The organism is Noviherbaspirillum sedimenti (assembly GCF_003590835.1).
Taxonomy (GTDB): Bacteria; Pseudomonadota; Gammaproteobacteria; order Burkholderiales; family Burkholderiaceae_D; genus Paucimonas; species Paucimonas sedimenti.
Genome location: NZ_QYUQ01000002.1, coordinates 3,317,374 through 3,342,446, shown reverse-complemented (window position 1 = coordinate 3,342,446; position 25,073 = coordinate 3,317,374). Strand labels below are relative to the sequence as shown.

28 protein-coding genes are annotated in these 25,073 nt (G+C 59.0%); 8 read left to right on the top strand and 20 right to left on the bottom strand.

What is annotated here, in order from left to right; translation table 11 throughout:
• Positions 1-30 precede the first annotated feature (30 nt).
• The 5 genes from D3878_RS15630 to D3878_RS15610 all read right to left on the bottom strand — a co-directional run bounded on the left by D3878_RS15630 (position 31) and on the right by D3878_RS15610 (position 4,151).
• The gene (locus D3878_RS15630) at positions 31-891 is read right to left on the bottom strand and encodes a transporter substrate-binding domain-containing protein (RefSeq protein ID WP_233556353.1); all 861 of its coding nucleotides are present in this window, start codon (positions 889-891) and stop codon (positions 31-33) included.
• A 10-nt stretch (positions 892-901) separates the two neighbouring features.
• Positions 902-1,675, bottom strand: a complete 774-nt coding sequence (locus D3878_RS15625; protein WP_119786329.1) for an ABC transporter permease — start codon at positions 1,673-1,675, stop codon at positions 902-904.
• Between the two features lie 92 nt (positions 1,676-1,767).
• The gene (locus D3878_RS15620) at positions 1,768-2,775 is read right to left on the bottom strand and encodes an ABC transporter substrate-binding protein (RefSeq protein ID WP_119786328.1); all 1,008 of its coding nucleotides are present in this window, start codon (positions 2,773-2,775) and stop codon (positions 1,768-1,770) included.
• Positions 2,772-3,542, bottom strand: coding sequence for an ABC transporter ATP-binding protein (locus tag D3878_RS15615; protein WP_119786327.1), 771 nt, complete (start codon positions 3,540-3,542; stop codon positions 2,772-2,774). Before D3878_RS15615 ends, D3878_RS15620 begins: the two co-directional genes overlap by 4 nt.
• A gap of 147 nt (positions 3,543-3,689) precedes the next feature.
• Positions 3,690-4,151 carry a MaoC family dehydratase gene (locus D3878_RS15610; RefSeq protein WP_420799539.1) on the bottom strand — a complete coding sequence of 154 codons (462 nt, stop codon included), beginning with the start codon at positions 4,149-4,151 and terminating at the stop codon, positions 3,690-3,692.
• A gap of 145 nt (positions 4,152-4,296) precedes the next feature.
• Here D3878_RS15610 and D3878_RS15605 point away from each other — a divergent pair, with 145 nt between their 5' ends.
• Positions 4,297-4,875, top strand: a complete 579-nt coding sequence (locus D3878_RS15605; protein ID WP_119786325.1) for an NnrU family protein — start codon at positions 4,297-4,299, stop codon at positions 4,873-4,875.
• Between the two features lie 17 nt (positions 4,876-4,892).
• Here the strand turns inward: D3878_RS15605 and D3878_RS15600 are convergent, their stop codons facing one another.
• Both D3878_RS15600 and baeS read right to left on the bottom strand, forming a co-directional pair.
• Positions 4,893-5,603 (bottom strand): response regulator, encoded by a 711-nt coding sequence (locus tag D3878_RS15600; RefSeq protein WP_119786324.1) that lies wholly within the window; start codon positions 5,601-5,603, stop codon positions 4,893-4,895.
• Positions 5,604-5,615: 12 nt separating this feature from the next.
• Positions 5,616-7,031 carry a sensor histidine kinase efflux regulator BaeS gene (baeS, locus tag D3878_RS15595; RefSeq protein WP_199688179.1) on the bottom strand — a complete coding sequence of 472 codons (1,416 nt, stop codon included), beginning with the start codon at positions 7,029-7,031 and terminating at the stop codon, positions 5,616-5,618.
• A gap of 170 nt (positions 7,032-7,201) precedes the next feature.
• On the opposite strand from baeS, the gene D3878_RS15590 reads away from it, so the two are divergent.
• Genes D3878_RS15590 through D3878_RS15580 form a run of 3 tightly spaced genes read left to right on the top strand, consistent with a single transcriptional unit; the run spans position 7,202 to position 11,765 of the window.
• Positions 7,202-8,422, top strand: coding sequence for an efflux RND transporter periplasmic adaptor subunit (locus D3878_RS15590; RefSeq protein WP_119786323.1), 1,221 nt, complete (start codon positions 7,202-7,204; stop codon positions 8,420-8,422).
• A 20-nt stretch (positions 8,423-8,442) separates the two neighbouring features.
• A complete protein-coding gene (locus tag D3878_RS15585) occupies positions 8,443-10,383 on the top strand; it encodes a MacB family efflux pump subunit (protein ID WP_199688178.1) in 1,941 nt (646 codons plus the stop codon).
• A gap of 11 nt (positions 10,384-10,394) precedes the next feature.
• Positions 10,395-11,765 (top strand): efflux transporter outer membrane subunit, encoded by a 1,371-nt coding sequence (locus D3878_RS15580; RefSeq protein ID WP_119786321.1) that lies wholly within the window; start codon positions 10,395-10,397, stop codon positions 11,763-11,765.
• Here the strand turns inward: D3878_RS15580 and D3878_RS15575 are convergent.
• The 10 genes from D3878_RS15575 to D3878_RS15530 form a co-directional block, all read right to left on the bottom strand.
• Positions 11,732-12,637: an HpcH/HpaI aldolase/citrate lyase family protein gene (locus D3878_RS15575; protein WP_119786320.1), complete on the bottom strand. Its 906-nt coding sequence runs from the start codon at positions 12,635-12,637 to the stop codon at positions 11,732-11,734. The two genes, D3878_RS15580 and D3878_RS15575, sit on opposite strands and share 34 nt — an antisense overlap.
• A gap of 15 nt (positions 12,638-12,652) precedes the next feature.
• The gene (locus D3878_RS15570; RefSeq protein ID WP_338016808.1) at positions 12,653-13,135 is read right to left on the bottom strand and encodes a MaoC family dehydratase; all 483 of its coding nucleotides are present in this window, start codon (positions 13,133-13,135) and stop codon (positions 12,653-12,655) included.
• Positions 13,135-13,869 (bottom strand): SDR family NAD(P)-dependent oxidoreductase, encoded by a 735-nt coding sequence (locus tag D3878_RS15565; protein WP_119786318.1) that lies wholly within the window; start codon positions 13,867-13,869, stop codon positions 13,135-13,137. Before D3878_RS15565 ends, D3878_RS15570 begins: the two co-directional genes overlap by 1 nt.
• 36 nt (positions 13,870-13,905) lie before the next feature.
• Positions 13,906-14,526, bottom strand: coding sequence for a glutathione S-transferase (locus D3878_RS15560; RefSeq protein ID WP_119786317.1), 621 nt, complete (start codon positions 14,524-14,526; stop codon positions 13,906-13,908).
• Complete coding sequence (locus D3878_RS15555; protein WP_119786316.1) at positions 14,523-15,371, bottom strand: IclR family transcriptional regulator domain-containing protein; 849 nt, start codon at positions 15,369-15,371, stop codon at positions 14,523-14,525. The genes D3878_RS15560 and D3878_RS15555 overlap by 4 nt, the downstream gene beginning before the upstream one ends.
• Before the next feature lie 43 nt (positions 15,372-15,414).
• Positions 15,415-16,575, bottom strand: coding sequence for a CaiB/BaiF CoA transferase family protein (locus D3878_RS15550; RefSeq protein WP_119786315.1), 1,161 nt, complete (start codon positions 16,573-16,575; stop codon positions 15,415-15,417).
• A 29-nt stretch (positions 16,576-16,604) separates the two neighbouring features.
• On the bottom strand, positions 16,605-18,044 hold the full coding sequence (locus D3878_RS15545) for an aldehyde dehydrogenase family protein (RefSeq protein WP_119786314.1): 1,440 nt from the start codon (positions 18,042-18,044) through the stop codon (positions 16,605-16,607).
• 40 nt (positions 18,045-18,084) lie between these two features.
• A complete protein-coding gene (locus D3878_RS15540; RefSeq protein WP_119786313.1) occupies positions 18,085-19,170 on the bottom strand; it encodes a carbon-nitrogen hydrolase family protein in 1,086 nt (361 codons plus the stop codon).
• A 40-nt stretch (positions 19,171-19,210) separates the two neighbouring features.
• The gene (locus D3878_RS15535; RefSeq protein WP_119787935.1) at positions 19,211-19,588 is read right to left on the bottom strand and encodes a cupin domain-containing protein; all 378 of its coding nucleotides are present in this window, start codon (positions 19,586-19,588) and stop codon (positions 19,211-19,213) included.
• A gap of 111 nt (positions 19,589-19,699) precedes the next feature.
• Complete coding sequence (locus D3878_RS15530; protein WP_119786312.1) at positions 19,700-20,905, bottom strand: ABC transporter substrate-binding protein; 1,206 nt, start codon at positions 20,903-20,905, stop codon at positions 19,700-19,702.
• Positions 20,906-21,391: 486 nt separating this feature from the next.
• Between D3878_RS15530 and D3878_RS15525 the strand changes: the two genes are divergently transcribed.
• The 4 genes from D3878_RS15525 to D3878_RS15515 all read left to right on the top strand — a co-directional run bounded on the left by D3878_RS15525 (position 21,392) and on the right by D3878_RS15515 (position 23,054).
• Complete coding sequence (locus tag D3878_RS15525) at positions 21,392-21,889, top strand: VOC family protein (RefSeq protein WP_119786311.1); 498 nt, start codon at positions 21,392-21,394, stop codon at positions 21,887-21,889.
• Positions 21,890-22,018: 129 nt separating this feature from the next.
• Positions 22,019-22,276, top strand: coding sequence for an IclR family transcriptional regulator (locus tag D3878_RS23540; protein ID WP_147383997.1), 258 nt, complete (start codon positions 22,019-22,021; stop codon positions 22,274-22,276).
• A 21-nt stretch (positions 22,277-22,297) separates the two neighbouring features.
• The gene (locus tag D3878_RS15520) at positions 22,298-22,561 is read left to right on the top strand and encodes an MbcA/ParS/Xre antitoxin family protein (RefSeq protein ID WP_119786310.1); all 264 of its coding nucleotides are present in this window, start codon (positions 22,298-22,300) and stop codon (positions 22,559-22,561) included.
• 172 nt (positions 22,562-22,733) lie between these two features.
• Positions 22,734-23,054 carry a DMT family transporter gene (locus D3878_RS15515; RefSeq protein WP_119786309.1) on the top strand — a complete coding sequence of 107 codons (321 nt, stop codon included), beginning with the start codon at positions 22,734-22,736 and terminating at the stop codon, positions 23,052-23,054.
• On the opposite strand, the gene speD is transcribed toward D3878_RS15515, so the two are convergent.
• From speD to D3878_RS15505, 3 genes are read right to left on the bottom strand one after another with little or no spacing between them, the layout of a single operon-like run.
• Positions 23,023-23,418 (bottom strand): adenosylmethionine decarboxylase, encoded by a 396-nt coding sequence (gene speD, locus D3878_RS15510; RefSeq protein WP_199688177.1) that lies wholly within the window; start codon positions 23,416-23,418, stop codon positions 23,023-23,025. The two genes, D3878_RS15515 and speD, sit on opposite strands and share 32 nt — an antisense overlap.
• Positions 23,415-23,582, bottom strand: a complete 168-nt coding sequence (locus D3878_RS24115; protein ID WP_199688176.1) for a hypothetical protein — start codon at positions 23,580-23,582, stop codon at positions 23,415-23,417. The genes speD and D3878_RS24115 overlap by 4 nt, the downstream gene beginning before the upstream one ends.
• Positions 23,583-23,601: 19 nt before the next feature.
• Positions 23,602-25,041, bottom strand: coding sequence for a DUF4178 domain-containing protein (locus D3878_RS15505; RefSeq protein WP_119786308.1), 1,440 nt, complete (start codon positions 25,039-25,041; stop codon positions 23,602-23,604).
• Positions 25,042-25,073 lie beyond the last annotated feature (32 nt).

Genomic DNA, 25,073 nt, shown 5'->3' with positions numbered 1-25,073 from the left:
TTCAGGAGGCCCGACGGTGCACAGTAGCGCTCAATGGCAGTCCGGTACGTCCTGGTCGAGATAAACCTCGAAAGCGATATTGCGCGCCATCAGCCGCAATTGCTGCTGCAGGGTGCTGCCGGCCTGCCACTCCTTCGCCACTTGTTGAAAGTAGGCGCGGGCCTTGTCATCACCCGCCGGCAGCACGATTTCGAGCGGCGCGCCGGCGCCTACGCCGGCCTGCAGCCGCGCGGAAAACTTTTTCCACTCCGGCAGTTTGAGCAGTTCTTCCAGCAGGGCAGCATCGTGGATGGTCGCGTCGCAGGCACCGATGCGCAATCCCAGCAGGGCATCGGCCGGCGCCTTGTACGGCTTTTCGATGGCGCCGTGGCGCGCCGCAAGTCCGGCGTAGCGCCCGCCTTGGGGCACGCACACCGTGTGGCCCTTCAACTGTTCCCAGGTCTTGATGGTGGTATCGATGCGCATGATCGCCATGGGTGCCGCCACATAGCCGGTCGGCACGGTGGCAGTGACGGTAGCGGCGCGTTGGGAATGATTTGCCGGTGCTACTGCCAGCAGCACGTCCAGCTTGTGTGACTTCAACTGGTCTGCGCCCTTGCCGGCATCGCCCTGCACGGCAACCGCCTTGACTTGCAGGCGTTGCGCCAGGTCTTGCGCCAACACGTGCTCAATGCCTTCCGGCGTACGGAATTTGCTGCCGGCCGCATACTCTGGCGCGACGTACTGCACGCCCACTTTCAGCGCGCCGCGCTGGCGGACTTTTTCCAGTGTGTCCGCCGCCGAGGCCGTCGGCGTCATGCTTGCCAAGCCAGCCGCCAGCGCAACTGCCACCGTGCCCGTCCGCAGCAGGCGCGGCAGGATGGCCAGGTTCGAGGGCAGCAGCGGCTTCATGATCCAATACTCAAACGTACTGGTAGCGCAGCAAACGGTGCTTGAGGTTTTCCAGCACCAGCTGGTCGATCAGCGGCGCCAGGATTGCAATCGCCAGGATATTCATCATCACACCCACCATGTCGGCGGTCTCGCCGGCATACGACAGCGAACGCCCCAGGCCCTTGCCGAAGCCGATCAGCATCTCGGCCGAAATCAGCGCGCGCCAGGCATTGCCGAAGGCGAGCTGGGCGCCGGTGATCAATTCCGGCATCACTGCCGGCAGGTAGACGCGACGCAGCATGTCCAGGCGCGAGGCGCCCATCACGCGCGCTGCCGCCACATGCACCTTTTGCACGCTTTCGGTGGCGTTCATCACCGACAGGGCTGCCGGGAAGAAGGCGGCAATCGCCACCACCACGATGATCGGCATGTTGCCGAAACCCATCAGAATCAAAAACAGCGGCACCCAGGCGATCGACGGGATCGATTGCAGGATGATGATGGCGGATTTGAGCACTTCGCGGAAGAAGAACAACACCGCGCCGATCAGGCCAAAGCCGATGCCGAACAACAGGGCGGCGCCGTAACCGCTGCCCAGGCGTACCAGGCTGCCCCACAGGGCGGCACGGAAGGATTCCGACTGGATCTCTTCCCACAAGCGCACCATTACCGTCGGCACGTCCGGCATCAGGAAGTCCGGCAAGATCCAGGCGGCGATTTGCCAGCCCAGCAAAATGAGGGCGACCGCAAAGGCGAAGGCGATTTTTTTATGAAAACCGGAAAGACGGGTCTGAGTGCTCATGTCAATTTCAAAACAAGATGGCCGGCAGGGCGCCGGCCATCGTTAATCTGCGAAAGCCGCAGTATAGCAATTAGCAATTTACAACTTGCCGCTTACAGCTTGCGCGCCTTTTGCCAGGAGAGGTCGAGGATGCTCTTGACGTCGAAAGGCTTGCCATCCTTGGTCTTCAACGAACCCTGATCCTGCAGGATATTGGCGATTTCCTGCATGCGCGCTTCTTCCTTGGCCGTCAGGACCGGCGAAAAGGTCTGGCTCTTGATCGCGGCCGTGATCACTTCGTCGCGCGGCAAGTCGCCCTTGTGCAGCGTTTTGAGGGTCGGCTCGGAAATGAAATAACTGGAAATCAGCTTGGAAGCCTCGGCCGGCTTCTTGCTCAGCAGGTCAATCGCTTCCTTTTGCGCATCGAGCGACTTCCAGACGTCGGCGCGGCGTTTTTTCAGGGTCTCGCCCGAGGTGATCACCACCATGCAGGGGAAGGGCCAGACTTCGCCGATTTCATAGATCTGCTTGACCGGCGCGATCAGCTGGGCGATGCTGGCTTGCGGCTCGAACAGGAAAGCCGCATCGACGCGCTTGCCGACCAGCGACTGCACTGCCACCTGCGGCGAGACGCCCATGATGTTGAGGTCGTCGGCTTTCAGGCCGGCGTTCTTCAGCACCACGCCTTTCAAGACCGTGTCGGCGGTGCTGCCTTCGGCTTGCGAAGCCAGTGTCTTACCCTTCAGGTCAGCCACGGTCTTGATGCCGGTTTCTTCGCGCACCAGGATCGCATGGTAGCCGTGCTGGGCACCGCTCACCACTTTCAGGTCGGCGCCCTTGGAAGCCCAGGCCACCGCATTGGTGAAGCCCAGCACGCCGGTATCGAGCTGGCCGCCGACGATGGCCTTGATCAGGTCGGTGCCCGACTTGAATTCAACCAGTTCCACATCCAGACCATGCTTCTTGTAGAAGCCGCCTTCAAACGCGGCAATTGCCTGCGCATCGTCCATGACGCGCAGGTAACCGACCTTGAACTTGTCGGCGGCAAGGGCCTGGCCGGCCAGCGACAGCGCAGCCACCGCTGCCAGCATCAGATGGGACAATTTCGGGAACAATTTCATGCTTCAACTCCTTCCAATGGTTTAACGTCCTCATGCTCGGCATGAATCCCGAGCAGGCACAGAATCTCGCGGCGCATGGCCGCGAATTCCGACAAATCGTGTGTCTTGGCGTGCCGGTCGAGATGAAACTCTTTCAGCACCATGGCGGGCCGCGGGCTGAACACCACGATGCGGTCCGCCAAAAACAGTGCCTCATCGACATCGTGGGTCACCAGCAGCACGGTCGGGCGCACCTCATGGATCAGGTCGCGCAAGGCATCCTGCAGCGTCATGCGGGTGAGTGCATCGAGCGCGCCGAAGGGCTCGTCCAGCAACAGCACCTTGGGTTGCGAGACAAAGGCGCGCGCCAGCGCCGCGCGCTGCCGCATGCCGCCGGAAACCTGGTGCGGGTAATACTCTTCAAAGCCCTGCAACTTGACCTTGGCCAGCCAATCCACCGCCTGCTGGCGCGCCTGCGCCTTGCCGACTTTCTGGAATTCCAGCGCCAGTGCGACATTCCCTACCAAGGTCAGCCATGGGTACAGGGCGTTTTCCTGGAACATCAGCATGCGTTCCGGATGCGGCCCGGCCACCGGCTGGCCATCGGCCAGGATGCTGCCGCCGCTCGGCTTCTCCAGGCCGGCAGCGATATGCAGCAAGGTCGATTTGCCGCAGCCAGAGGGCCCGACAAGCGCCACCAGTTCGCCGGTTTGCATCTCGGAGCTGAATTGCTCGACGACTTGCAAGTCGGAAAAATTCTTTGCAATATTGTTAAAAGACAGTTTCATTGAAACCAAATCCCGTTGCGGCAAACCTGACATTATAGAAGACTTGGCCACTGCTTACAGACTAGCTAACGGCTTGTGTTGGGGCAAGGACTATTATTTCCTATGCTTATGACCGTGCTGCATATGGGAAATGCGATCAAAGTGTGTTCAGCCCGGTCTGCGCGCGACCACCATGTTGGCAACGAAAACCTGCACCGGTTCGCCATGTTGATTTAACGTCGTCGTGCGCACCTTCACAATCCCCTGCTCGGGGCGTGTTTTGGAAGGCCGGACTTCGAGGATTTCACTCTCAATGCGCAACGCGTCGCCCGGCCTCACCGGTCGCGGCCAGCGCAACTCTTCGACGCCCGCGCCAATCAAGCCGCCGGCAGGCTTGAACGGGCTGTCGACGAAAAGCCGCATGGTCAATGCCGCCGTGTGCCAGCCGCTTGCGGCCAAGCCGCGAAACAAGGTGTCGCGCGCCAGTTCTTCATCGAGATGGAAGGGCTGCGGATCAAATTCGGCGGCGAATGCCTTGATCTTGTCCGCGTCAACGCTGATGGGTCCGTATTGAAAGCGCTGTCCCGGCGCGAGGTCCTCAAGATAGTGTGGGAACATTTGTTTATCCATTATCAGTAATCACTTTTTACTAAAATTCTTATCCAGTTTCCCGTCTTTGCTCAATCAAGCATCGTGTTGGCCGATGATCTTGCAACCATCGCCAATGTACAATACTCAGCGATCAGCACAAACCTCTTCCGCAAAGAAGCCGACAATGGTAACTCTGATTCTTGGCCTGGCACTTTTTCTTGGCACGCATTCAGTCCGCATATTCGCCGATGACTGGCGCACCGCGCAGCGTGCGCGGCATGGTGAGAAGATGTGGAAGCTGGGATACACCCTGATTTCGCTGATTGGCTTCGGGCTGATCATCTGGGGATTTGGCATGGCCCAGCGCGACGCGCTTGTCCTGTGGAATCCACCCATGGCCATGCGGCATATATCGGCACTGCTCACACTCATCGCTTTCATCTTACTGGCGGCAACCTACGTTCCCCGCAACAGCATCAAAGCAAGCTTGCATCATCCGATGGTTCTTGGCGTATCGGTTTGGGCCTTCGCCCACTTGCTGGCAAATGGAACACTGGCGGACCTGATTCTTTTCAGTAGTTTTCTAGTCTGGGCAATCTTGTCTTACCTGGCGGCGCGCAACCGGGATCGCGTGGCGGGCACCCGATATCCTTCAGGAACGATGGGGGGAACGCTCGCCGCAGTGGGGGCAGGGGTCGCCGCCTGGGTCCTGTTTGCGTTCTGGCTGCATGGCTTGCTGATCGGCGTTAAACCGATTCCCTAGATCTTCGCCCGGCCCAGTCAGATCTTTTGGACCTGCCTCTCGAATCGGTATCCAAGCCCGTATATTGAATGAATCAATTCATGTTCCGGCGAGACATGATCCAGTTTACGGCGAAGATTCTTGATGTGAGTATCGACTGTCCGGTCCGTGACGACACGATAGTCCGAATACACCTTGCTCATCAACTGGTCGCGGGAAAACACCCTGCCTTCATTGTCGCAAAGGGTTTTCAGCAAGCGAAACTCCACCGGCGTCAAATCCAGGTTCTGGCCATTGAGAGTGACTTCGTGCGTTGCTTCGTCCATGACGAGTCCGGAAGAGGGCGTCGGCTTGTCGCTGGCATAGCCGGCCCGGCGCAGCATGGCCTGGACGCGCGCGACGACTTCACGCGGGCTGAACGGCTTGCAGACATAATCGTCAGCGCCGATTTCCAGCCCCAGCAGCCGGTCGATCTCTTCCACCCTGGCCGTGACCATGATGACCGGCACATGGCTGAAGCTGCGCAACTCCCGGCAGATTTCGATGCCATCCCTGCCGGGCAACATCACATCGAGCAGCACCAGAGCCGGTGCTGACTTCCTGATCGCGGCAATCACCTCCTGGCCGTTGCCGATGATGACTGTCCGGTATCCGCTGGCATGCAAATAGTCGGCCAGCAGCGCAGCCAGCTTGGGCTCATCCTCGACAATCATGATGCATGCGGCATTGGCCGCAGCGTTCTTAGGCATGAAGAAACGCCCTCATGAAGAAATGCCATTCGCCAGCGGCAGCACGACGGTAATGCACAAGCCGCCCAGCGCCGAGGCGCTCGCCGCAATCGTTCCCTGGTGGGCTTCGACGATATTGCGGCTGATCGCCAGACCCAGCCCGGCGCCGCCGGTACCGCGGTTTCTCGATTGTTCGCCGCGAAAGAAGCGCTCGAACAATTGCGGCAACATGTGATCGGGAACACCGGGCTTGGTGTCCTGGAATTCCAGCCTGATCGTGCGCTGTTCGAGCGCTGCGGTAATGACCAGTTTGCCGCCGGCGTCGGTATAGCGGGCAGCGTTTTCCAGCAGATTGGCAAACAGCTGGCGCAGGCGATTTGGATCGGCATGGCAGAACGCCGCCTGGTGCGCGGGGATACCGACCTCCAGCGCGATCGAGCGCTGTGCAAACCGCTCCTGGAAGGCATCCACCGTCATGCGCAGCACGTCCAGAATGTCGGTATGCGATTTCCGGTAGCTCAATGCGCCGACATCGGACAGCGACAGCTCATACAGGTCGTCGATCAGTTTTCCCAGCGTGGCCACTTCCGACTGCAACGACTGGATTGCTGAAGAGGTCAAAGGCCGCACGCCATCCTGCAGCGCTTCCAGCTCGCCCTTCAGCACAGCCAGTGGCGTGCGCAATTCATGCGATACATCCGCCATGAAAGCGCGTCGCAACTTTTCGTTTTTTCCTAGCGTCACGGCCAGATGATTGAAGTCTTCGGCAAGCTGGCCGAGCTCATCGCCGCTGGCCACGGTAACCCGGGTGGCATAATCGCCGGTCGTCAGGCGATGGGTGGAGGCGGCGATATGCCTGAGCGGGGCAAGGAACATGCGGGCCAGCAGCCAGGCAACCAGCGCCGCCAGCAAAATGGCAATCCCGCCAATGATGGAACTGGCTTTCAGCTGCTGTTCCTGAAACCGCAACGCGGCGCCCGTACTCACTTGCTGGAACGGCACCAGCGCCACCCAGCCCACCGTGTTGCCGCCGACGTCAATCGCTTTCAGTTTCGCATTCTGGCTCACGCGCGGGTTGCCGATCACGAGCTTTTTATCCGCATCGAGCAGGCTCACCCGCAGATTCAAACCGGTCAGGTCCGATTCCGGCGGCGCCATTCGTGGCCTGCCCGGGACGGCGTCGGATGCCGGCATGCCTGGCGGACGGATCAGGGAAAACCAGCGGCGAGGATTATCACGCAGAAAATCCCAATTACCATGCTGGGCATAGGCATTCGCCAGCGTCGGGCGCAGGGTTTCCATGCGCTGCTCTTCCTGCTCGTTGAGGTAACCAAGAAATCCCTGGTTGAAGCTGGTGCGCATGGCCGCTGCCATCGCCAGCGCAATCACCACGCAGGTCAGCAGGATGGCAAAAAACAACTTCGAAGTAATGCCGAGTCGGATGGACATTTACTCTATTTGCAAAGATCGAGCCACCATTATAGAGGCGCTCTTGCGGCCAAAACCGGGGCCGTTCCAATCTTCAATTTTTCTTCACATTTGGCAGGCATGATGGACACATCGAAAAAGCCGGATGAGCGGCGCGCTGCCGTGAACCGTCTTTTTGAAAGGAATTCCAGATGTCCAAGAAAACAACTTTTGCTCCTGTTGCCGGCCTGCTGCGCTCGCGCAAGCTCATTGTCGTCGGTGTGGTCGTATTCGCCATGTTCGGCTGCGGTGTCGCCGCCAGCAGCTATTTCGCCAAGAAGAATGCGGCGCCGCTCAACACCGTGACGGTCACGCAAGGTGATATTGAAAAGACGGTCACCTCCCTGGGCAAGCTGAAGCCCAAAGACTATGTCGATGTCGGCACCCAGGTTTCCGGGCAATTAAAAAAAGTGCAAGTCGCCATCGGCGACCGCGTCAACAAGGGCGACCTGATCGCTGAAGTCGATGCGACCGTGTACGAAACCAAGATCCGCACCGGCCGCGCCAATCTCGAAAACCTGCGCGCGCAGCTGGTACAGCAGCAAGCCGAGGCCAGCCTGGCGCAATTGCAATTCGACCGCAACCGGGATTTGCTCAAGGAGCGCGCAATCAGCCAGGAAACTGTGGAGGCCAACCAGTCGGCGCTGCAGGTCGCCAAGGCCAAAGTTGCCGCAACCCAGGCCCAGATCAAGGCGGCGCAAGCCACGCTGGACGGCGATACTGCCAATCTCGGCTACACCAAGATCTATGCGCCGATGGCCGGCACCGTGGTGTCGCAAACCACGCTGCAAGGCCAGACGGTCAATGCCAATCAAGCCGCGCCGGTGATCGTGCGCGTGGCCAACCTGGACACCATGACCGTGTGGGCGCAGGTCGCCGAAGCTGACATCACCAAGGTAAAGGCTGGCGCGCCCGCTTACTTCACCACCCTGGGTAATGCGGAGCGGCGCTGGAAGGGCACGGTGCGCCAGGTGATGCCGACGCCGGAAACCGTCAACGACGTGGTGCTGTACAACGTGCTGGTCGATGTCGACAACCGCCAGCAGGCATTGATGACCGACATGACCGTGCAGGTTTTCTTTGTGCTGGACGAAGCCCGCGATGCGCTGCTGGTGCCGCTGGCCGCCTTGCAGCCGGCGCGCGGCAAAGACCCGTCACTGTACCGCGCGCGCGTGGCCATGGCGGACGGCGTCGCCGAGCGCACGGTCAAGGTCGGCGTCACCAACCGCACCACCGCGGCAGTCCTCTCCGGCCTGAATGCCGGCGACAAGGTAGTAGTGGCGCAAGCCAGCCCGGCCCAGGCTGGCGCCGGCCGCAATGCCGGCAACACCGGCGGCCGCCAGGGCGCGCGCGCCATGGGCCCAAGACTATAAGCAGAATGCGCGAGGACATCATGACGTCACCCCAGCCATTACTCGATTTGCAGGACATCACCCGCACCTACGCCACCGGCGACGCCGTGGTGCGCGCGCTGGACGGCGTGTCGCTGAAAATCCATCCGGGCGAATTCGTCGCCATCATGGGGCAGTCCGGCTCGGGAAAATCCAGCCTGATGAATATCATCGGCTGCCTGGACCGGCCAAGCAGCGGCAGCTATCACGTCGAGGGCCGCGATGTCACCACCTTGTCGAAGGATGAGCTTGCTTCGTTACGGCGCGACACATTCGGCTTTGTATTCCAGCGCTACAACCTGCTGCCCTCCGTCACCGCTGCGGAAAATGTCGAGCTGCCGGCGATCTATGCCGGCAGCGGCAAGCGCGAGCGCATCGAACGCGCGCATGCGCTGCTGGAAAAGCTTGGCCTCGGCGAGCGGGTGCAGCATCGGCCGACCGAATTGTCCGGCGGCCAGCAGCAGCGGGTATCGATTGCCCGCGCCCTGATGAATGGCGCCGAAATCATCCTGGCCGACGAGCCGACCGGCGCATTGGACAGCAAGAGCGGCGAAGAAGTCTTGCGGCTATTGAAGCAATTGCATGCGGATGGCCACACGATCATCCTGATCACCCACGATCCGACGATTGCCGAAAACGCCCAGCGCGTCATCAATATTGCCGACGGCCGCATCGTCAGCGATACCGGTGTTGTGCCCGCCGCAGCGGGCCACCAGAGGATCCAGCGCCAGGCCAGTGCCAATGCGTCGTGGCTGCCGGACCTTGGCGAAGCCGTCAAGATGGCGCTGCGTTCGCTGCGCGGCAACCTGTTCCGCAGCGCGCTGACCCTGCTTGGCGTGGTGATTGGCGTGGCGGCCGTGGTCGCCATGCTGGCCATCGGCAATGGCAGCAAGCAGGATGTCATCCAGCGTATCGAATCGATGGGCAGCAACCTGTTGCTGGTCTCGCCCGGCGCACCTGGCACCCGCCCCAGCGGCGATATCGCCACGCTGGTGACGGCCGATGCCGACGCCTTGAAAGAGATGCCGAACGTGAGCGCGGTTTCGCCCGAGCGCAGCACACGTGCGACGGTACGCTATGGCAGCCTCGACTTCCAGACCACCATCAACGGTGTGTGGCCGGATTATGCCGCCACACAAAACTGGACCATGGCTTCCGGCAGCTTCATCACCCAAGCCGATGTGCAGGGGTATGCGCCGGTCATCGTGATTGGCCAGACGGTGGCGAAAAGCCTGTTCCCGGACGGCGAAGATCCGGTCGGGCGCTACGTGCTGGTGAAAAGCGTGCCGTTTGAAGTGGTGGGCGTACTGGCCGGCAAAGGCGCCAGCGCCTTCGGCTCCGACATGGACAATACCGCGCTGGTGCCGCTGTCGACCGGCTACATGCGTCTCTTCGGCAAGCAATACCTGAACACCATCCGCATCAAGGTGGACAACGGCGAACAGGTCGAAGCGACCCAGGCGGCCATCGAAAGCCTCTTGCTGCAGCGCCATGGCAAGGAAGACTTCCAGGTGCGCAGCACCTCCTCGCTGATGGAAGCCGCCACCGAAACGCAAAACGCCCTGACCGTGCTGCTGGCCTCCGTCGCCGCCATTTCGCTGCTGGTCGGCGGCATCGGCGTGATGAACATCATGCTGGTGACCGTCACCGAACGCACCCGGGAAATCGGCGTGCGCATGGCCACCGGCGCGCGCGCCGCCAACATCCTCTTGCAATTCAATACCGAGGCGCTGGTCGTGTGCGGCATTGGCGGCCTGATCGGCGTGGCGCTCGGCTTTGCATCGGGCTGGCTGGCCGAAGCGCTCGGCATGAAGGTGGCGTTTACCGCGATGCCGGCGATCCTGGCATTTTTCTCGGCATTCGCCACGGGCTTGCTGTTTGGTTATCTGCCGGCGCGCAAGGCGGCCAATCTGGACCCGGTCGTCGCACTCTCTTCGGAATAAGGAAGCACACCATGAAACCACTGTTGAAATCCTCTGTCATTGGCCTCGTGCTGGCCTCCGTGCTGACAGGCTGCGCCATCGGCACGCCCTACCAGCGGCCGGATGTAGCCATGCCGGCCCAGTGGGAAGGCACAGCGAAGGCAAACACAGCCAGCGCGGCGGCCGTGACGACGGACTGGTGGAAGCAGTTTGGCAATGCCGAACTCGATCAGCTGATGGCCCAGGCACTGGCGGCCAACCACGATCTGGCTGCTGCGGTGAGCCGCATCCGCCAGGCGCGCGCATCGGCGGGCATCACAGCAGCGGGGCGGCTGCCTGCCGCCGATCTGTCGAGCAGCGCGACGCGCAGCCACAGCAACCAGACCGGCGCCAGCGAGCAATCGCAATTGGGCGTGACGGTTTCCTACGAACTGGATCTATGGGGCGGCAAGGCTGCCGAGGTGCAGGCAGCCAATGCGCGGGTCGATTCCAGTGCCTATGACCGCGATGCGGTCGCGCTGGTATTGCAGGCGGATGTGGCCTCGAACTATTTCCAGGCGCTGGCGCTGAAAGACCGCCTGGCGATTGCCCGCAAAAATCTGGAGGCGGCGCGCAATGTCCTCTCACTGGTGGAGGTGCGCTACAACAAGGGCGCCACGACCGGACTGGAAGTGTCGCAGCAGCGCACTGCCGTACTGAATATCGAAGCGCAGATTCCGCAGCTGGAACAGGACTTGCGCACCACGCAAACCGCGCTGGCGGTGTTACTTGGCCAGGCGCCGCAAGGCTTCGCGGTGCAAGGAGCCACGCTGGCCGGCATGCAAGTGCCTGCAGTGGCAGCGTACCAGCCGGCATCCTTGCTGCAGCGCCGCCCCGACATCAAGCGCGCCGAAGCGCAACTGGTGGCGGCCAACGCCGATATCGCCACTGCCCGCGCCGCGCTGTATCCGAATATCCGGCTGTCGGCGACGGCAGTCGCCGGCGGCATCCTGACCTCCGGCTCCAGCACGCTCGGCTCACTGGTGGCGTCGCTGACCCAGTCGCTGTTCGACGGCGGCCGCCTGCGCGGGCAGGTAGCGCTGTCGCAGGCGCAGCAGGAAGAATTGGTCGCGCAATACCTGCAAAGCGTGTTGGTCAGCCTGAAGGAAGTGCAGGACAGCTTAGGCTCGGTGGCAACCACGCAGTCGCGGCAACAGTTATTGACGCAATCCGCGCGCGAAGCCCAGGAAGCGTTTCGCATCGCCAACGTCAAGTACCAGGCTGGCGCACAAGACCTGCTGACGCTGCTCGATAGCCAGCGCACGCAACTCCTGGCGGAAGACAGCCGTGTCCAGGCTGATCTGGCCCGCTTCACTGCGACCATCGCGCTTTACAAGGCGCTCGGCGGCGGCTGGCTGCGTTGAGCAATGGACAGTATCCGGCGAGCTGCGTTCAAATGCGGCTGGTCCACCATTGCGCCTCTGACCTTGCCCGCCGCAATCTCACCGTCTCGAAGCGCATCAATGACTTCCTTGGCCCAAGCCACATCATCGGCGGAAGGCTGCAATCCTTGATGGATTACTTCGATCTGGTTCGGATGTATGGCGGCCTTTGCGGTAAATCCAATTGCCGCATGCAGCCGTATTTCATTCGCAAGTCCGGCAGGGTCGTTCAATCCCGTATAGACGGCATCGATGGCGGCGACATGACACGCATGGCAGGCCACCAACAATCGGTCGCGCGCGCCAAGGGCCGGCGACAGGTAATTGCCGGCCTGGTCGCGCAGACTACGCAAGCCAAGCGCCGCAGCCAGATCTTCGGCGCCCCACAACATGCCGCGAAGTCGCGGCATGGGCTGGTCGAACGTATGTAACCTTTGGAGCGCGCGCGGCGTTTCCGTGGCAATGGCCATGACTGCAATCCCTTGGTCCGGCAGGCCATGTATTTGCTCATACTTACCCAACAACTGGTTTAGCGTCTCAACATCGGCTACCCCTTCGCATTTCGGAAGCACAACCCCGGTCGGCCTGGCCTGCATGACGGCATCGAGGTCCGCTGATATCCCGGCGTTGGCCAGTGGGTTGATGCGTATCCAGATTTCCAACGGCCTTTGTGACGCCTTCTGCTGCCACTGGACCACAGCATCGCGCGCAAACTGCTTTTCGGCGGCTGGCACGCTATCCTCCAGGTCCAGGATCAGGGCATCCGCCCCGCTTGCTTCTGCTTTGTCGAACCGATCGGGCCGGTTCGCGGGCACGAACAGATAGGAACGGGCTTGCTGTTTTGACTGGCTCATGTTGTCTGACGCTTCTTAGGCGCGCTTGCGCATCAGCGCCTGTCGCGAGCAGATCGCCACGACTTCCTTGCGCTGATTGGTCGCCTGATGTTCAAACTCAACGATGCCGGCATTGGGACGTGACTTGCTCTCTCGAATAGATTTGACCGTTGTGCGGACACGAACAGTATCTCCGTGAAATACCGGCTTCGGGAAACGCACATCGGTCATGCCAAGGTTGGCGACGGTAGTTCCAACGGTCGTGTCATTGACCGAGATGCCGATCATCAATCCCAGCGTAAAAATACTGTTGACCAGCGGTTTGCCGAATTCGCTCGTTGCGGCAAATTCGGCATCTATATGCAAGGGTTGCACATTGAGCGTCAGACAAGAAAACAGCGTATTGTCCGACTCTGTAATGGTGCGCCCCCAAGGGTGGTCGAAGACCTGCCCCACACGAAATTCTTCAAAATAAAGTCCCGCCATCGCGCACTCTTTTCTTGAAATTTCTATCTGCATTAAAAGCGCAGACTGCCGAAGCCTGACTCTACCGTCAGTACCGAACCGACTGTCGAGCGAGCGCCAGGTCGCGCCAGATAAGCGATCGCATGTGCAATCTCTTCCGGGCTGACCATATGGCCAGTGGCCTGCCGCGCCGCAAACTCTTTCGTGTCGCGCCCGGCTATGGCAGCCAGCCCCTGAACAAATTCCGTGTCAACCGTTCCCGGATTGACGCAGTTCACGCGTATGCCTTCCTTGACCAGATCGGCCGCCATCGCACGGGAAAGCGCTTCGACCGCGCCTTTCGTTGCGGAATACAAGGCACGATTCGCCATGCCCGTCTGTGCCAGGCACGAAGCGATATTGATAATGGCGCCGTGTGCGCTGCGGCGCAAATGGGGCAACGCCGCACGTGTTACCCGGACCAACCCAAGAACATTGATATCGATGATGCGTTCCCAATCGGCGAGACTGCCGGTTTCCACCGTCCCGTAGAAACTCACTCCCGCATTGTTCACCAGAGTGTCGATTTTTCCGTACTTCTTCGCCACTTTGCCGATAGCTGTCGCAACCGCTTCGTCATCCGTGACATTCGCGACATAAGCATCGGCGCCAGCCGGGGCGTTCTCGACATTCAAATCGAAGACGACGACTTTGGCGCCGAAACCGAGAAACAACTCGGCGGTGGCTTTGCCGATCCCCGCGCCGCCACCCGTAATCACGACAACATTGTCTTTAAATTCGTTATTCATATCGGTCTCCAAAAAGGAATAATTGATATTGGCAGCTCAAACGACGGGAGCCGGCCATGTTTTTTGCATGGAATCGCGCTGTGCGAATACTTCGTACCATGCGGCCAAATGCGGATAGTCGACGCGCCAGGGGCGGTCGGGAAAGCGGAAATCCAGATACCCCAACGCACATGCCGTCGCGATGACGCCCATGTCCAGCCGATCAGCCAGGTGCGGCCGCCAGCGGGATTCCAACACATTCAGGCTGGACAAAACCTTGGCCCACTGGCCATCCACCCAGTCAGGCCAGCGAAGTTCTGCCGGACGCAAAGCCAGTTCAAAGCGCACCAGAACGGCCGCGTCGAGAATCCCGTCTGCCAGGGCATGCAGGCACTGCGTTTTGGCCCGTGCCATTGCTTCCCTGGGATGCAATGGCAGTCCGTCGTGCAACGTGTCGAGGTACTCGCAAATGACCCGGCTATCGAACAAAACTTCGCCGTCGTCGAGCAGCAGTGTCGGAACGTGTCCGGTGGGATTGTGAGCGACGACCAGCTTGTCACGCTTGACCGGGCTCACCACAGCGCGCACGCGTTCAATCCGGCTTTCCAGGCCGATCTCGCAGGCTAACACCATGACCTTGCGAACATACGGCGAGGCGGGTGAGTGGAACAGTTTCACTCCAGGTCTCCTTTCGCGGCACGCTTTCTGGCGCCATAGGCGCGTGGCTTTGGCGCTTCGCGCGTACTCGCCTTGCTCATCCCCAGGTTGCAGAGGGCTTCTTCCATCTCATCCCTGGCTTCCAATAGCATTGGCACGTAACGTTTATGAACATCTTCGACAGTAACCAGGGAAGCGAGCGCAATCAGGTTGATCACGCATGCCACTTCGTGGTTCCAGACTACGGCGACAGCGGCGCCTCGATTGGTGGGCAAGAATTCCTGGTCCGAAATTGCATAGCCCTGGCTGCGCGTTTGCTCAATGATCTTTTTGGTTGCCGCTTTGTTCTTCGCCAGGGCTTCATAGGGGTCGTCCGAAGCCTGAAGAATTTTCAACAAGGTTTCGCGTCGCTCAACGTCGATATTGGCAAGATAAGCGCGGCCGGTAGCAGATGCCATGATGGGAATCCTTGATCCGATACTGCGATTGGTTGAAAGCATGCCGGGCTGTCGATTGGTGTCCACGATGACCATTTTGTCGTGCTGAAAAACTGCCAGGTCGGATGGCCATCCCAGCTTTTGACGCAAACGGTTCATGACTGGCGCCGCCAGATTGACGAACTGCTTTTCATAGGAAAAGTTGTTTGTTAGTGCCAATGCCCGCAAGTCGACCTGATACGTTTGCGTAGGGGGATCGAATGCAATGTATCCCGCTTGCCGTAAGGTTTCCAATTGTCTCAGCACGGTCGCTTTTGGCAAGCCGGTTAGCCGTTGAATTTTGGCAAGACCCGCAGGTCCATAGGTATTGACCGTTTCCAAAAGCTGCAAGCCGCGTAGCAATGCATTGACAGGAAGTGTGGAAGTCACGGGGGAGTCGCCTTATCGGAATGAATTCGCGTAACAGAATAACCTACAAGACATTTCCAAAGTCAGCCGGCACGCGCGCATCCAACGAGGCCTCCGCCGCGCGCAGGCTTGGACTTGGCCGGCTGATCGTACAGGGCGTTTTCGAAAAGCGAATCGGTGGCTTCGTCGCCAGGATTTTTCCCTCCGACGGATGTTCGATCGACACAAAAAAATTCACTGCCTTGAGGTGCCGATCATTCAGCAATGAAGCAACTGTATTCACCTCGGAACAGGGAATGTCTGCGGAACGCAGTATGCTCATCCATGCTTCGGTTGAGCGCTCCAGCAGCGTCTCGCCGAGTTTTTCATACAGTTCATCGATGATGGCGGCGCGCTGTGCGGACGATGCAAGGCGCGGGTCCCCAGCCATGTCGAGCTTGCCGGCTTCGGTGAAGAAACGCACCCAATGTTCGCCGTTGTAAGGCATGACGCTGATGTACCCGTCCATGGTCTTGTAGGGGCGTCTGTGCTTTGACTGAAGACGTGAATATCCAGGCGGCCCCAGCGGCGGCGAGAAAGTCATGCCGCCCATCTGTTCAACCAGAAGGTAGGATGCCATCACCTCGAACATCGGCACTTCCACGTATTGGCCGGCCCCGCTGCGCTCGCGGTGAAACAGTGCGGCATTTACCGCGCTGACGGCATAAAGTGACGTCGTCTTGTCGGCAACGATCGTTGGCGCATAACGCGGCGCGGCTCCTGAATCCTGTTCCAGGCCAGCCCATCCGGAAGCGGCCTGGATGATGTCGTCGTAGGCAGGCCGGTCTCGATAGGGGCCATCCTGGCCATAGCCGACGATCGCGCAATATACAAGACGAGGATTGATGGCCAACAGCTCTTCGTGGCTCAAGCCCAGGCGCGCGCACGCAGCAGCGCGCATGTTATGGATGAACACATCCGCCTCGCGCACCATCTCCAGGAGGCGCGCCCGGTCTTCCGGGGATTTCAGATTCAGCGTAATGCTGCGCTTGTTGCGATTGCAGTTCAGGTAAGCGGCGCCCATGCCTGCATTTCGCGCCGGTCCGGCAGCGCGCATGATGTCGCCCTGGGGCGGCTCGACCTTGATGACATCCGCTCCCATATCGCCAAGTATTTGCGTGGCATACGGCCCCGCAATGACTGAGCTTAGGTCTAGAACGGTAATTCCGGCTAAAGGTCCGGCCATAGCTGCTCCTTTTTGCTTTAGTGGCGACCTTAGAGGCGACCGGAAACGTTGGTGTAGCTGCTCTTGTATTCCGTGTAAAACTCTTGTGCCGCCAATCCTTGCTCCCGGCTTCCATAACCCGACGGCGAACGGCCTCCGAATGGCACGTGGAAATCCAGGCCGGCAGTGGGTGCGTTGATGGTAACCATGGCGGCTTTTGATTTGCGGCGGAATTCTTCTGCTGCGATCAAATCGTTGGTCACAATGCCGCTCGATAGCGCGAAATGGACGTCATTGGCCATTGCAATGGCTTCTTCCAGATCATGAGCAGTAGTAACCGTTGCAACCGGGCCAAAGACTTCCTCTTTGTTGATCCGCAAGTCGTTACTCTTGGTCAGGAAAAGCGCTGGCTGCAAATAGTAGCCGGGCGTTGTGAGTTCGATGCGCTCCCCGCCGGAGAGCAACTCTGCGCCTTCGTTGCGCGCGATATCGATGTATTCGCAATCCTTGGCAAGCTGCCGCTCATCGACCACCGGGCCGATTTCGGTTGCAGCATCAAGCGCATGGCCGACGCGGCTGCTTTTCATGCGCTTGAGCAGGCGTTCGGTAAATTCTTCACGAACGCTTTCCAGAACGATGATCCGGCTGGACGCCGTGCATCGCTGTCCTGTCCCATAATAGGCGCCTTGAAAAGCCACTTCCACGGCCAAGTCCATGTTTGCGGTGCGGTCGATCACCAGGCCGCTTTTGCCGCCCAACTCTGCCTGGACTTTTTTCATCTGGCCGGCCGCCGCACTCACAATTGCCACACCTGTTGGATTGGAACCGGTAAACGTGACGGCATCAGTCAGATCGATCAAAGGCTTGCCAAGCTCGCGGCCATTTCCCATGACCATATTGAACACACCGGCAGGCAGGCCGGAGCGGTGAATGATGTCTGCCAGCGCCCATGCACATCCCGGCGTCAGCTCGCTTGGCTTGTACACGACAGTGTTACCGTAGGCGAGTGCGGGAGCGATCTTCCAGGCCGGGATCGACATGGGAAGATTCCATGGCGTGATAACGGCGATCGCACCTACCGGTTCCCGGCTGACGCAGATATTGAAGCCGCTGCGCAAGCCCTGGGTAAATATGCCGTGATTGCGTACAGTTTCACCGGCAAAATAATGAAACGTCTCGCCGCTACGCCGCACTTCAGCCAGGGCTTCACGCACGGTCTTGCCCTGTTCGCGAGCCATCACCTGCGCCAGTTCCTCCGCGCGCGCCAGTAATTCATCTCCGATCCGTCGCAGCGGCAGTGCGCGTGCTTCCGGCAATACCGCCGCCCAGCCGGGCAGGGCTTCCCGCGCAGCTTCGGCGGCGGCCTTGGCATCTTGCGCGCTCGCCCAGGAATATTCTTCAATCACATCGCGTGTATCGGACGGATTGATATCGGGAACGCCATTGCTGCGCGCTTGCCATTGTCCATTGATTAAAATTCCAGATTGCATGATATCTATTCCAAATTAGTAGGCCGAATATTCAGGGCACTCATGACGAGGACTTGAGCGTGAAAATGGCGCTCCCTGTGCGCTCGCCCACTGCCGCACGATCTGGAGATGCGGATGACAGCAAGTCCGGCGATGAAATTGGATTCGGCTCGGTTGGCATGGCCTGGTCCACAATGACCAGGGGGGACAAAGAGCGCTGATGAAGGCGCAGTTCAAAGATATCAAATCGATTGTAATGCCCAAGGATGTCGTGGAACTGCTTTGGCTCGAAGCCTTTTTCCAGGTCGATCTCGCCGTAAACGATTCCTTCTTCGTCGATCAGCGGCGGCGAAACAAGCAGACCGTCTGGCCCGAAGATGCCCGAGAATGCGTTCGGCGCCCCCGACAAAAGCTCGAGGCGTTCCGGGGTCGTGCCCAGGAGATCGAGAATTTCCTGCGACATTGCCGAGGATGAAACGACGGTAAACACTTTTCCTTCGAGCGAGTGTGCGGCGGCCCGAATTTTAATGGGTTCGATAATGTCGTAGCTCTTTCTAAAGGGATAGGCGATGTAGTTGGCTACGTGGACTTGTTCGCCTTGGGCCAGCAGCGCGAATCTTGCCAAGGTATTCGTGTTTTCTCCGCACGCCAGGGTCCCCACCTTGCCAACGGGGGTATCGTAGGTGCGAATGGAACTGCCGTCTCCATAGCCCCAGGTCAGTTTTTCGGCGAACGTGGGGACGGTCTTGCGGTGGCGCCCCAACAACTTGCCATCAGGACCGATGATCAGGTTCGTGTTGTAAATCGTGCCCATGCTCACCGGGCTGCGCTCATTGACGCCAATTACCACCGTCACCCCGCACGCTTCGGCCGTGCGCTGCAATGCTTGCACTTCCGGCCCGGGGACGTCGATTGCGGCAAGATAAAACCGCTTGAACCAGGCACTGCCTTCCAGCGGACTCATGATCCAGTTCCAGTAAGCATACCCAGCGATAAAGACTTCGGGGAATGCAATGAACGTGGCGCCTTCCCCTGCCGCCTTGCGGATCAGCGCACACGCTTTTTCGGTCGTTGCTTGCGCATCGAGGAAGATCGGCGCGGCTTGTACAGCGGCCGCCGTAAATTTTGGATAGCGATTCGATTTCATGGTATTTAAATCTTTCTGGTTTTATGTCTCACGCGATACATCAACGGATGACCTTGGAAGGGTCTTCGCCATATGGCGGCGAATAAATAACCATTAGTTTGACCGGTTCGTCGCTGGTCGCCGTGAAGACGTGCGGCACACCGGCGGGGAAGAAGCAACAATCACCAGGAACCATATTCCGGCGTTCGCCATTCACCTCGGCGGTGGCAGTTCCTTCGAGCAGGTAGCATACTTGCTCAATATCCGGATGCGCATGGGGCAGCGCACCCTGGTTTTTTTCAATCACCCCGATCAGCATTTCCAAATGCTTGGCGCCGACAGTTTCCTCTGAAATAAGACGGTAATTGCTAGTCCCGTGATGGTTAGCTGGATGATAGGGCGTTACATCCTCCATTCGAATAAAGTAACTTTTCTTCATCTTTTCCTCGTCATTACCTGAAATGTCAAATTTGTGGATTTTCGTTGCAGCCATTCGTGACGAGGACTTGCCCGCCTCGCCACGATAATGGCTGCCCGATCCGCGAGGCCCTTATTTCTTGACCAGGGGGCAGTCCGTCACTTCAATCGGCTCAAAGACTTGTTTCCCCGGCAAAGTGGCAACGATATCGAACGAATCACCGCGGAATTTCGAGTCTTTCGGGCTCTTGACCTGCGCCACATGCATATCCATCACAACGCGTCCGTTCGGCATGATGAAAGCGTTTTGGATCAATGCGTTTTTACCAATCGGCATTTCACGCATCTTTGCGGAAACCAGTTCTGCATCATCTTTACCGGCTGCCTGAACTGCCTTGAGATAATGGGTCACCGCTGCATAGGTGTTCGCATGAATCATGCTTGGCATTTTTTTGTGGCGATCCTGAAAGCGGCGTGCCCATGTGCGCGTTACATCATTCAAGTTCCAATAGAAGGGCGTCCCGAATTGCAGACCCTGGGCTGACTCCAAGCCCATTGCGTCGACTTCCGGCTGACTGACATACAGTGCAACCAGTTTGGACTTCAAGCCGAATTCCTTCGCTTGCTTGACTGCCATGATCATGTCGGCGCCACCGGCGGCCACTGCAACCACGTCCGGTTTGGCGCTTTGCGCCTGCAAGAGATACGACGCAAAATCCGAAGAATTGATAGGATGTTTTGCACTGCCAAGGACGGTGCCTCCTGCACCCTTGATCGCTTTGGTCGTTTCATTCTCCAGCGCGTGGCCAAATACAAAGTCAGTGGTCAGGAAGTACCACTTTTTATTGCCAGCCTGGACCAGGTCCTTGACCACGGTATTCGCCAGTGCATATGAACTCGTCGCCCATTGTGTTCCATATGGAGAACAGCGCTTGCCGCTGAAATCAGGGGCAGTGCCGGCGGTAATCAAGGTGATTTTTTTCTTTTCTGCCGCAACGCTTTGCGCCGCAAGGCCCGATGCGCTGGAACCGCCATCGGTGATCGCACTGACGCCATCTACGTCGAACCATTTGCGGGCGACTGTGCTTGCGATGTCTGGCTTGTTCATATTGTCGGCGGCAAGAATCTCAATTTTTCTGCCCAACACTTTCCCACCGAAATCTTCAGCCGCCATTTTGGCTGCAAGCACGGAACCTAGCCCGCCCTGGTCTGCATATGGACCTGACTGGTCATTGGAAACCCCGATGCGAAATGGTGCTTCTTGCGCATTCACGGCGCCGGCGACTGCGGATGCCAATCCCACCGTTAAAGCAACTGTTGCGAATTTCAATGTTTTCATTTTTTGACTCCTAGCCTCATTTATCGGATGCCCTTATCGGGCTGGCTTTATTTCTGAAAAATCAGCATAGCAATGGAGATTTTGAAGTTCAAGAAAAATGAACCAACGTTTCATCAGGCGGACCAAAATAATTAAAGCGCGATTTTTATGCAGGTTTCGTTATGTCAGAATGAGCAACCAAGTTTGCCAATATATAAACAACCGGAGGTGCTATGACTCGTCTTGCCAATCCCGATTTCGCCGCATGCGTCACTGCCAGTTTCGACAAGCAAAACGCAATGCATCAGATTCGAGGGTCGAATTGAAACTTTTCGCGACAAGCGGGCTCCCTTTGACGAGCCTGCGCCCGCGGCGAGAGTGTGCGACATTGGAGCATCCCGACAACGGCATCAGTCTCATCCAACAGACCCAGGTCCCGCGATGTGAGCCATTGGCGTTGTTTTGAAAGTGGCTGATGCTGGTACTCAACTCTTCAGGAGAAACGTAATGACCAGCAAGAACACAATCTGTTTGTGGTACGAAGGTGATGCCCTAGACGCCGCAAACTTCTATGCCGAAACATTCCCCGACAGCTCTGTCGACGCCGTCCATCGCGCACCGGGCGACTATCCCGACGGCAAGCAAGGCGATATCCTGACGGTCGAGTTCACCGTCGTCGGCATTCCCTGCCTCGGGCTAAACGGCGGCCCGCATTTCAAACACAACGAGGCCTTCTCTTTTCAAATCGCGACGGACGACCAGGCGGAAACCGACCGATTGTGGAACGCGATCGTCAGCAATGGCGGCCAGGAAAGTGAATGCGGCTGGTGCAAGGACCGGTGGGGATTGTCATGGCAGATCACCCCGCGCGCCCTCACCGCGGCGGTATTCAACCCCGATCGCGCGGCGGCCAAGCGCGCATTCGACGCGATGATGACCATGAAAAAGATCGACATCGCCGCGATAGAGGCGGCACGGCTGGGCCAAATCCCATCCTCAAGTTGAGGGAGCGTGTCCCGCATGTTTTCTCCTGCTCAGATCTGATGGGAGGGCTGGCCGACCGGCTCTGGCCGGTTTCTGCCGGCGCGCAGTTTAAATTCAGCTAAGATAGTACTTTTTGCTATTGAGGAAACCATGAAGCGAGACCCAATGTTGATGGAAGCTATTTTGGGCCAGTTTCTACAATCTCCTGATCCATTGATCGGAACCAGTAGTATTGTTCAGCGATTGAACATGGAACTACCAGTTGTTCACCACCATCTTAATCTTCTTCAAGACAGAGGATTGGTGCAAGAATCAAAAAATGGCGTTTGGCGCTTAACCAACCAAGGACATGACTACTTGGAAGGAACTCTGGAACAAAGTATCTCCCTGAACCTCTCGCCCAAATGAGAAACTTAAGCGAGGTAAATCATGACTACAGACGGACACCTTTCACCCCAGGGAATTGAAGCGCTCCGTACGCGATTTCAAGCGCAGTCGCGCAAAGCGCAGGCTTATTACACGATCATGCACAGGGCACGGGGAGTTGCAGAGAACGATGACGCTGCCAGTGCATGGATGAATGCGCCATTGCCCGCATTTGACGGCAAGACGCCCGCCCAGCTGGTCAACGATGGCCGTGAGGACGATGTACTTGGCTACATTGACGCACTCAAGCCTGGATCGCCTGGCTAAATCCGCTTGTATGCATCGGCAGTCGGCTCGATCAGGCTATAATTCCGCCTGCGAACTGCCCTATATGCGCTGTGTTACGCTGCATTGGCATAAGTGCACTTTCGGAGGAACGACCTCCCCCTTGTTGGGATGAATGTCCGGGACGGCCCGGCTCTTTGAAAGGAGAGCCGCAATGGCTTGGATCATGTTGGTCGTAGCAGGAATACTGGAAGTCGTTTGGGCTTATTTCATGAAGCAGTCAAATGGCTTTAGCAGACTTACCCCGTCGGTCATTACCCTCGTCACGATGATAGCCAGCTTTGCCTTGCTATCGATTTCGATGCGAACCATCCCCTTGGGCACGGCCTACACTGTTTGGACCGGTATCGGCGCAATCGGCGCATTTGTCGTCGGCGTGGCGGCGCTCGGAGAACAGTTGAACGGCATGCGCGCATGCGCCGCACTGCTGATTGTTTGCGGCCTTATATTGATGAAACTCTCAAGTGCGGACTAGCTGCTGAATAGCCGCGCGGCAGTTCCTGCACCGCGCTGGAAGCCGGCGTCAGCGCGGCCTCGATCAGCGCCAGCGCGCGCTGCGGTTGCGCATTGCCGCACATGAAAATATCCAGCGCGGCAAAGCCGATTTCCGGCCAGGTATGGATCGAGATGTGCGATTCGGCCAGCAGCACCACGCCTGTCACGCCCTGGCCCGCCCCGAAGGCGTGGAAATGGCTATAGACGATGGTGGCGCCGGCGGACTCTGCCGCTTGCCGCATCAAGCGATCGAGGGCGGCGCCATCGCATAGCTTTTCGCGTGCAATGCCATGCAAGTCGGCGATCAGGTGCGTGCCCGAATGGCGCAGATCCGTCGGTGTCACTTGTGGCCTCCGCCGCCCCAGGAACCGCCACCGGCGTTGGAGCTCCAGCTGCTGCCCGAGCGGTAGCTGCCTGAGCCCTGGCCCGGCGACAGCATCTTGCCCCAGCTGGCGATCATGCTGAAAAAGGCCACCAACAGCGCATAGACAATGAATTTGCCGTTCATATGATAAGAATCTTGTCCCTTAGTCCTGCATCAGGCTCATGACTTTCGCCGGCAGCCAAATGGCGGCGGCGGCCACCGCCGAGTAATGCCAGGTATCGTCGAATGCAAACATCAGCGGAATGAAATTGAAGCCGACGATCCCATACAGGAAGCATTCGGCGATTTTCATGATGTCGGTCTTGGGCGCCAGGCTGACGTCCGGCACTGCCACGCCAAACCAGGCACGCAACTGGTCGGCGCCCACCGGGGTCGCCCAGGACCAGCTCAGTTCTTCTGCCGTGCGCTCGGCCGCCAGGCGGTTCTTGCCGGCCTCGAACTCGACTACCTGCGCCGTGTCGCCAGCCTGGACCTGCCAGTTGAAGGCGCCGACCGCCGCCACTACTGTCGCCTCGTATTCGTACAATTTCTTGAACGTCAGCTCACCCAGCTTGATGGTTTCGCCGCGGTTCCACACCGGCCAGTCGTCCTGCACTTTCGCGCGCTGCCATCCCTCGGCGGTCTCGACCAGCCACAAAAAACCACCGCGCGGGCTGTACAGCTGGTATTCAGTCCACTCCTCGCCCTCGTCGTCGCGGCGCCGCATGGCGCCGATCACCTGGTAGGCGTCGCCGCCGATGTTGCCCTTGGCGCCGAGCTTCAAGCTCGTCTCGAAGCGCTCCATGCGCTCGCCCGCCGCCAGCACGGTGGCAATATCGGTGGTGGTATCGACCTGCGAGCGGCAGCTCGGGCATACGATCTGTTTGGTCACCCCCGGCACCCAGCTGAGGCTGCCACCGCAGGAAGGGCAGGCAAGCGCCTGCACCTTTTTCGTGTACTTGCCGGCGCTGTCCCTGACCGCATCATCGTCACGCAACAGCTGGCACTTCAGCTGTTCCAGCGTCACTGCCTGACCGGCATAGACTTTCGGTGACGCTCCCTCGGAATAATCCAGCGTGACGAAGCTGCGGGCGCTGCGCAGATCGGCCACCTTCGCCTGCCAGCCGGCGCCAACCCGGAACGGCAGCTCGCCCTCGCCGCCAGTGCATTGCGCCGTGCGCACATCGGCGGCAGTGCAGACCTTGCCGAGGACGTTGTAGGGCGCGCCGATGCGGATTTCCTCGAAGGGCGGCAAGGCGCCCTTGGCTTCCTTTTCCTCGGTCAGGGTGTACTGGCCGCCGGACTCCGACAGCCAGCCAGCGCGGCCATCGCCATACAGCACGTACCATTCATTCCACAAGCCGGCGTCATAGCGCAGCTGGATGCGGCCGACCACGGCAAATTCCTGGCCGCCGAAGCTGCCGGCGGTGCCGACCTGCAGCGGCGAATAATCCTCCAGCACCGCCGACATCTTGCCCATGTCGCGCACGCTGTCGGCGTCCTTCAGCAGCGTGCTCTTGCAGTAGCCGCACACCGCCATGACCGAGGCATGCGACTTGAACTCGACCGGCGCGCCGCAACTCGGACAGGAAACTTTCTGCATGTAAGAGGCTTTCTAGGAGTCTGCGCGGCAGA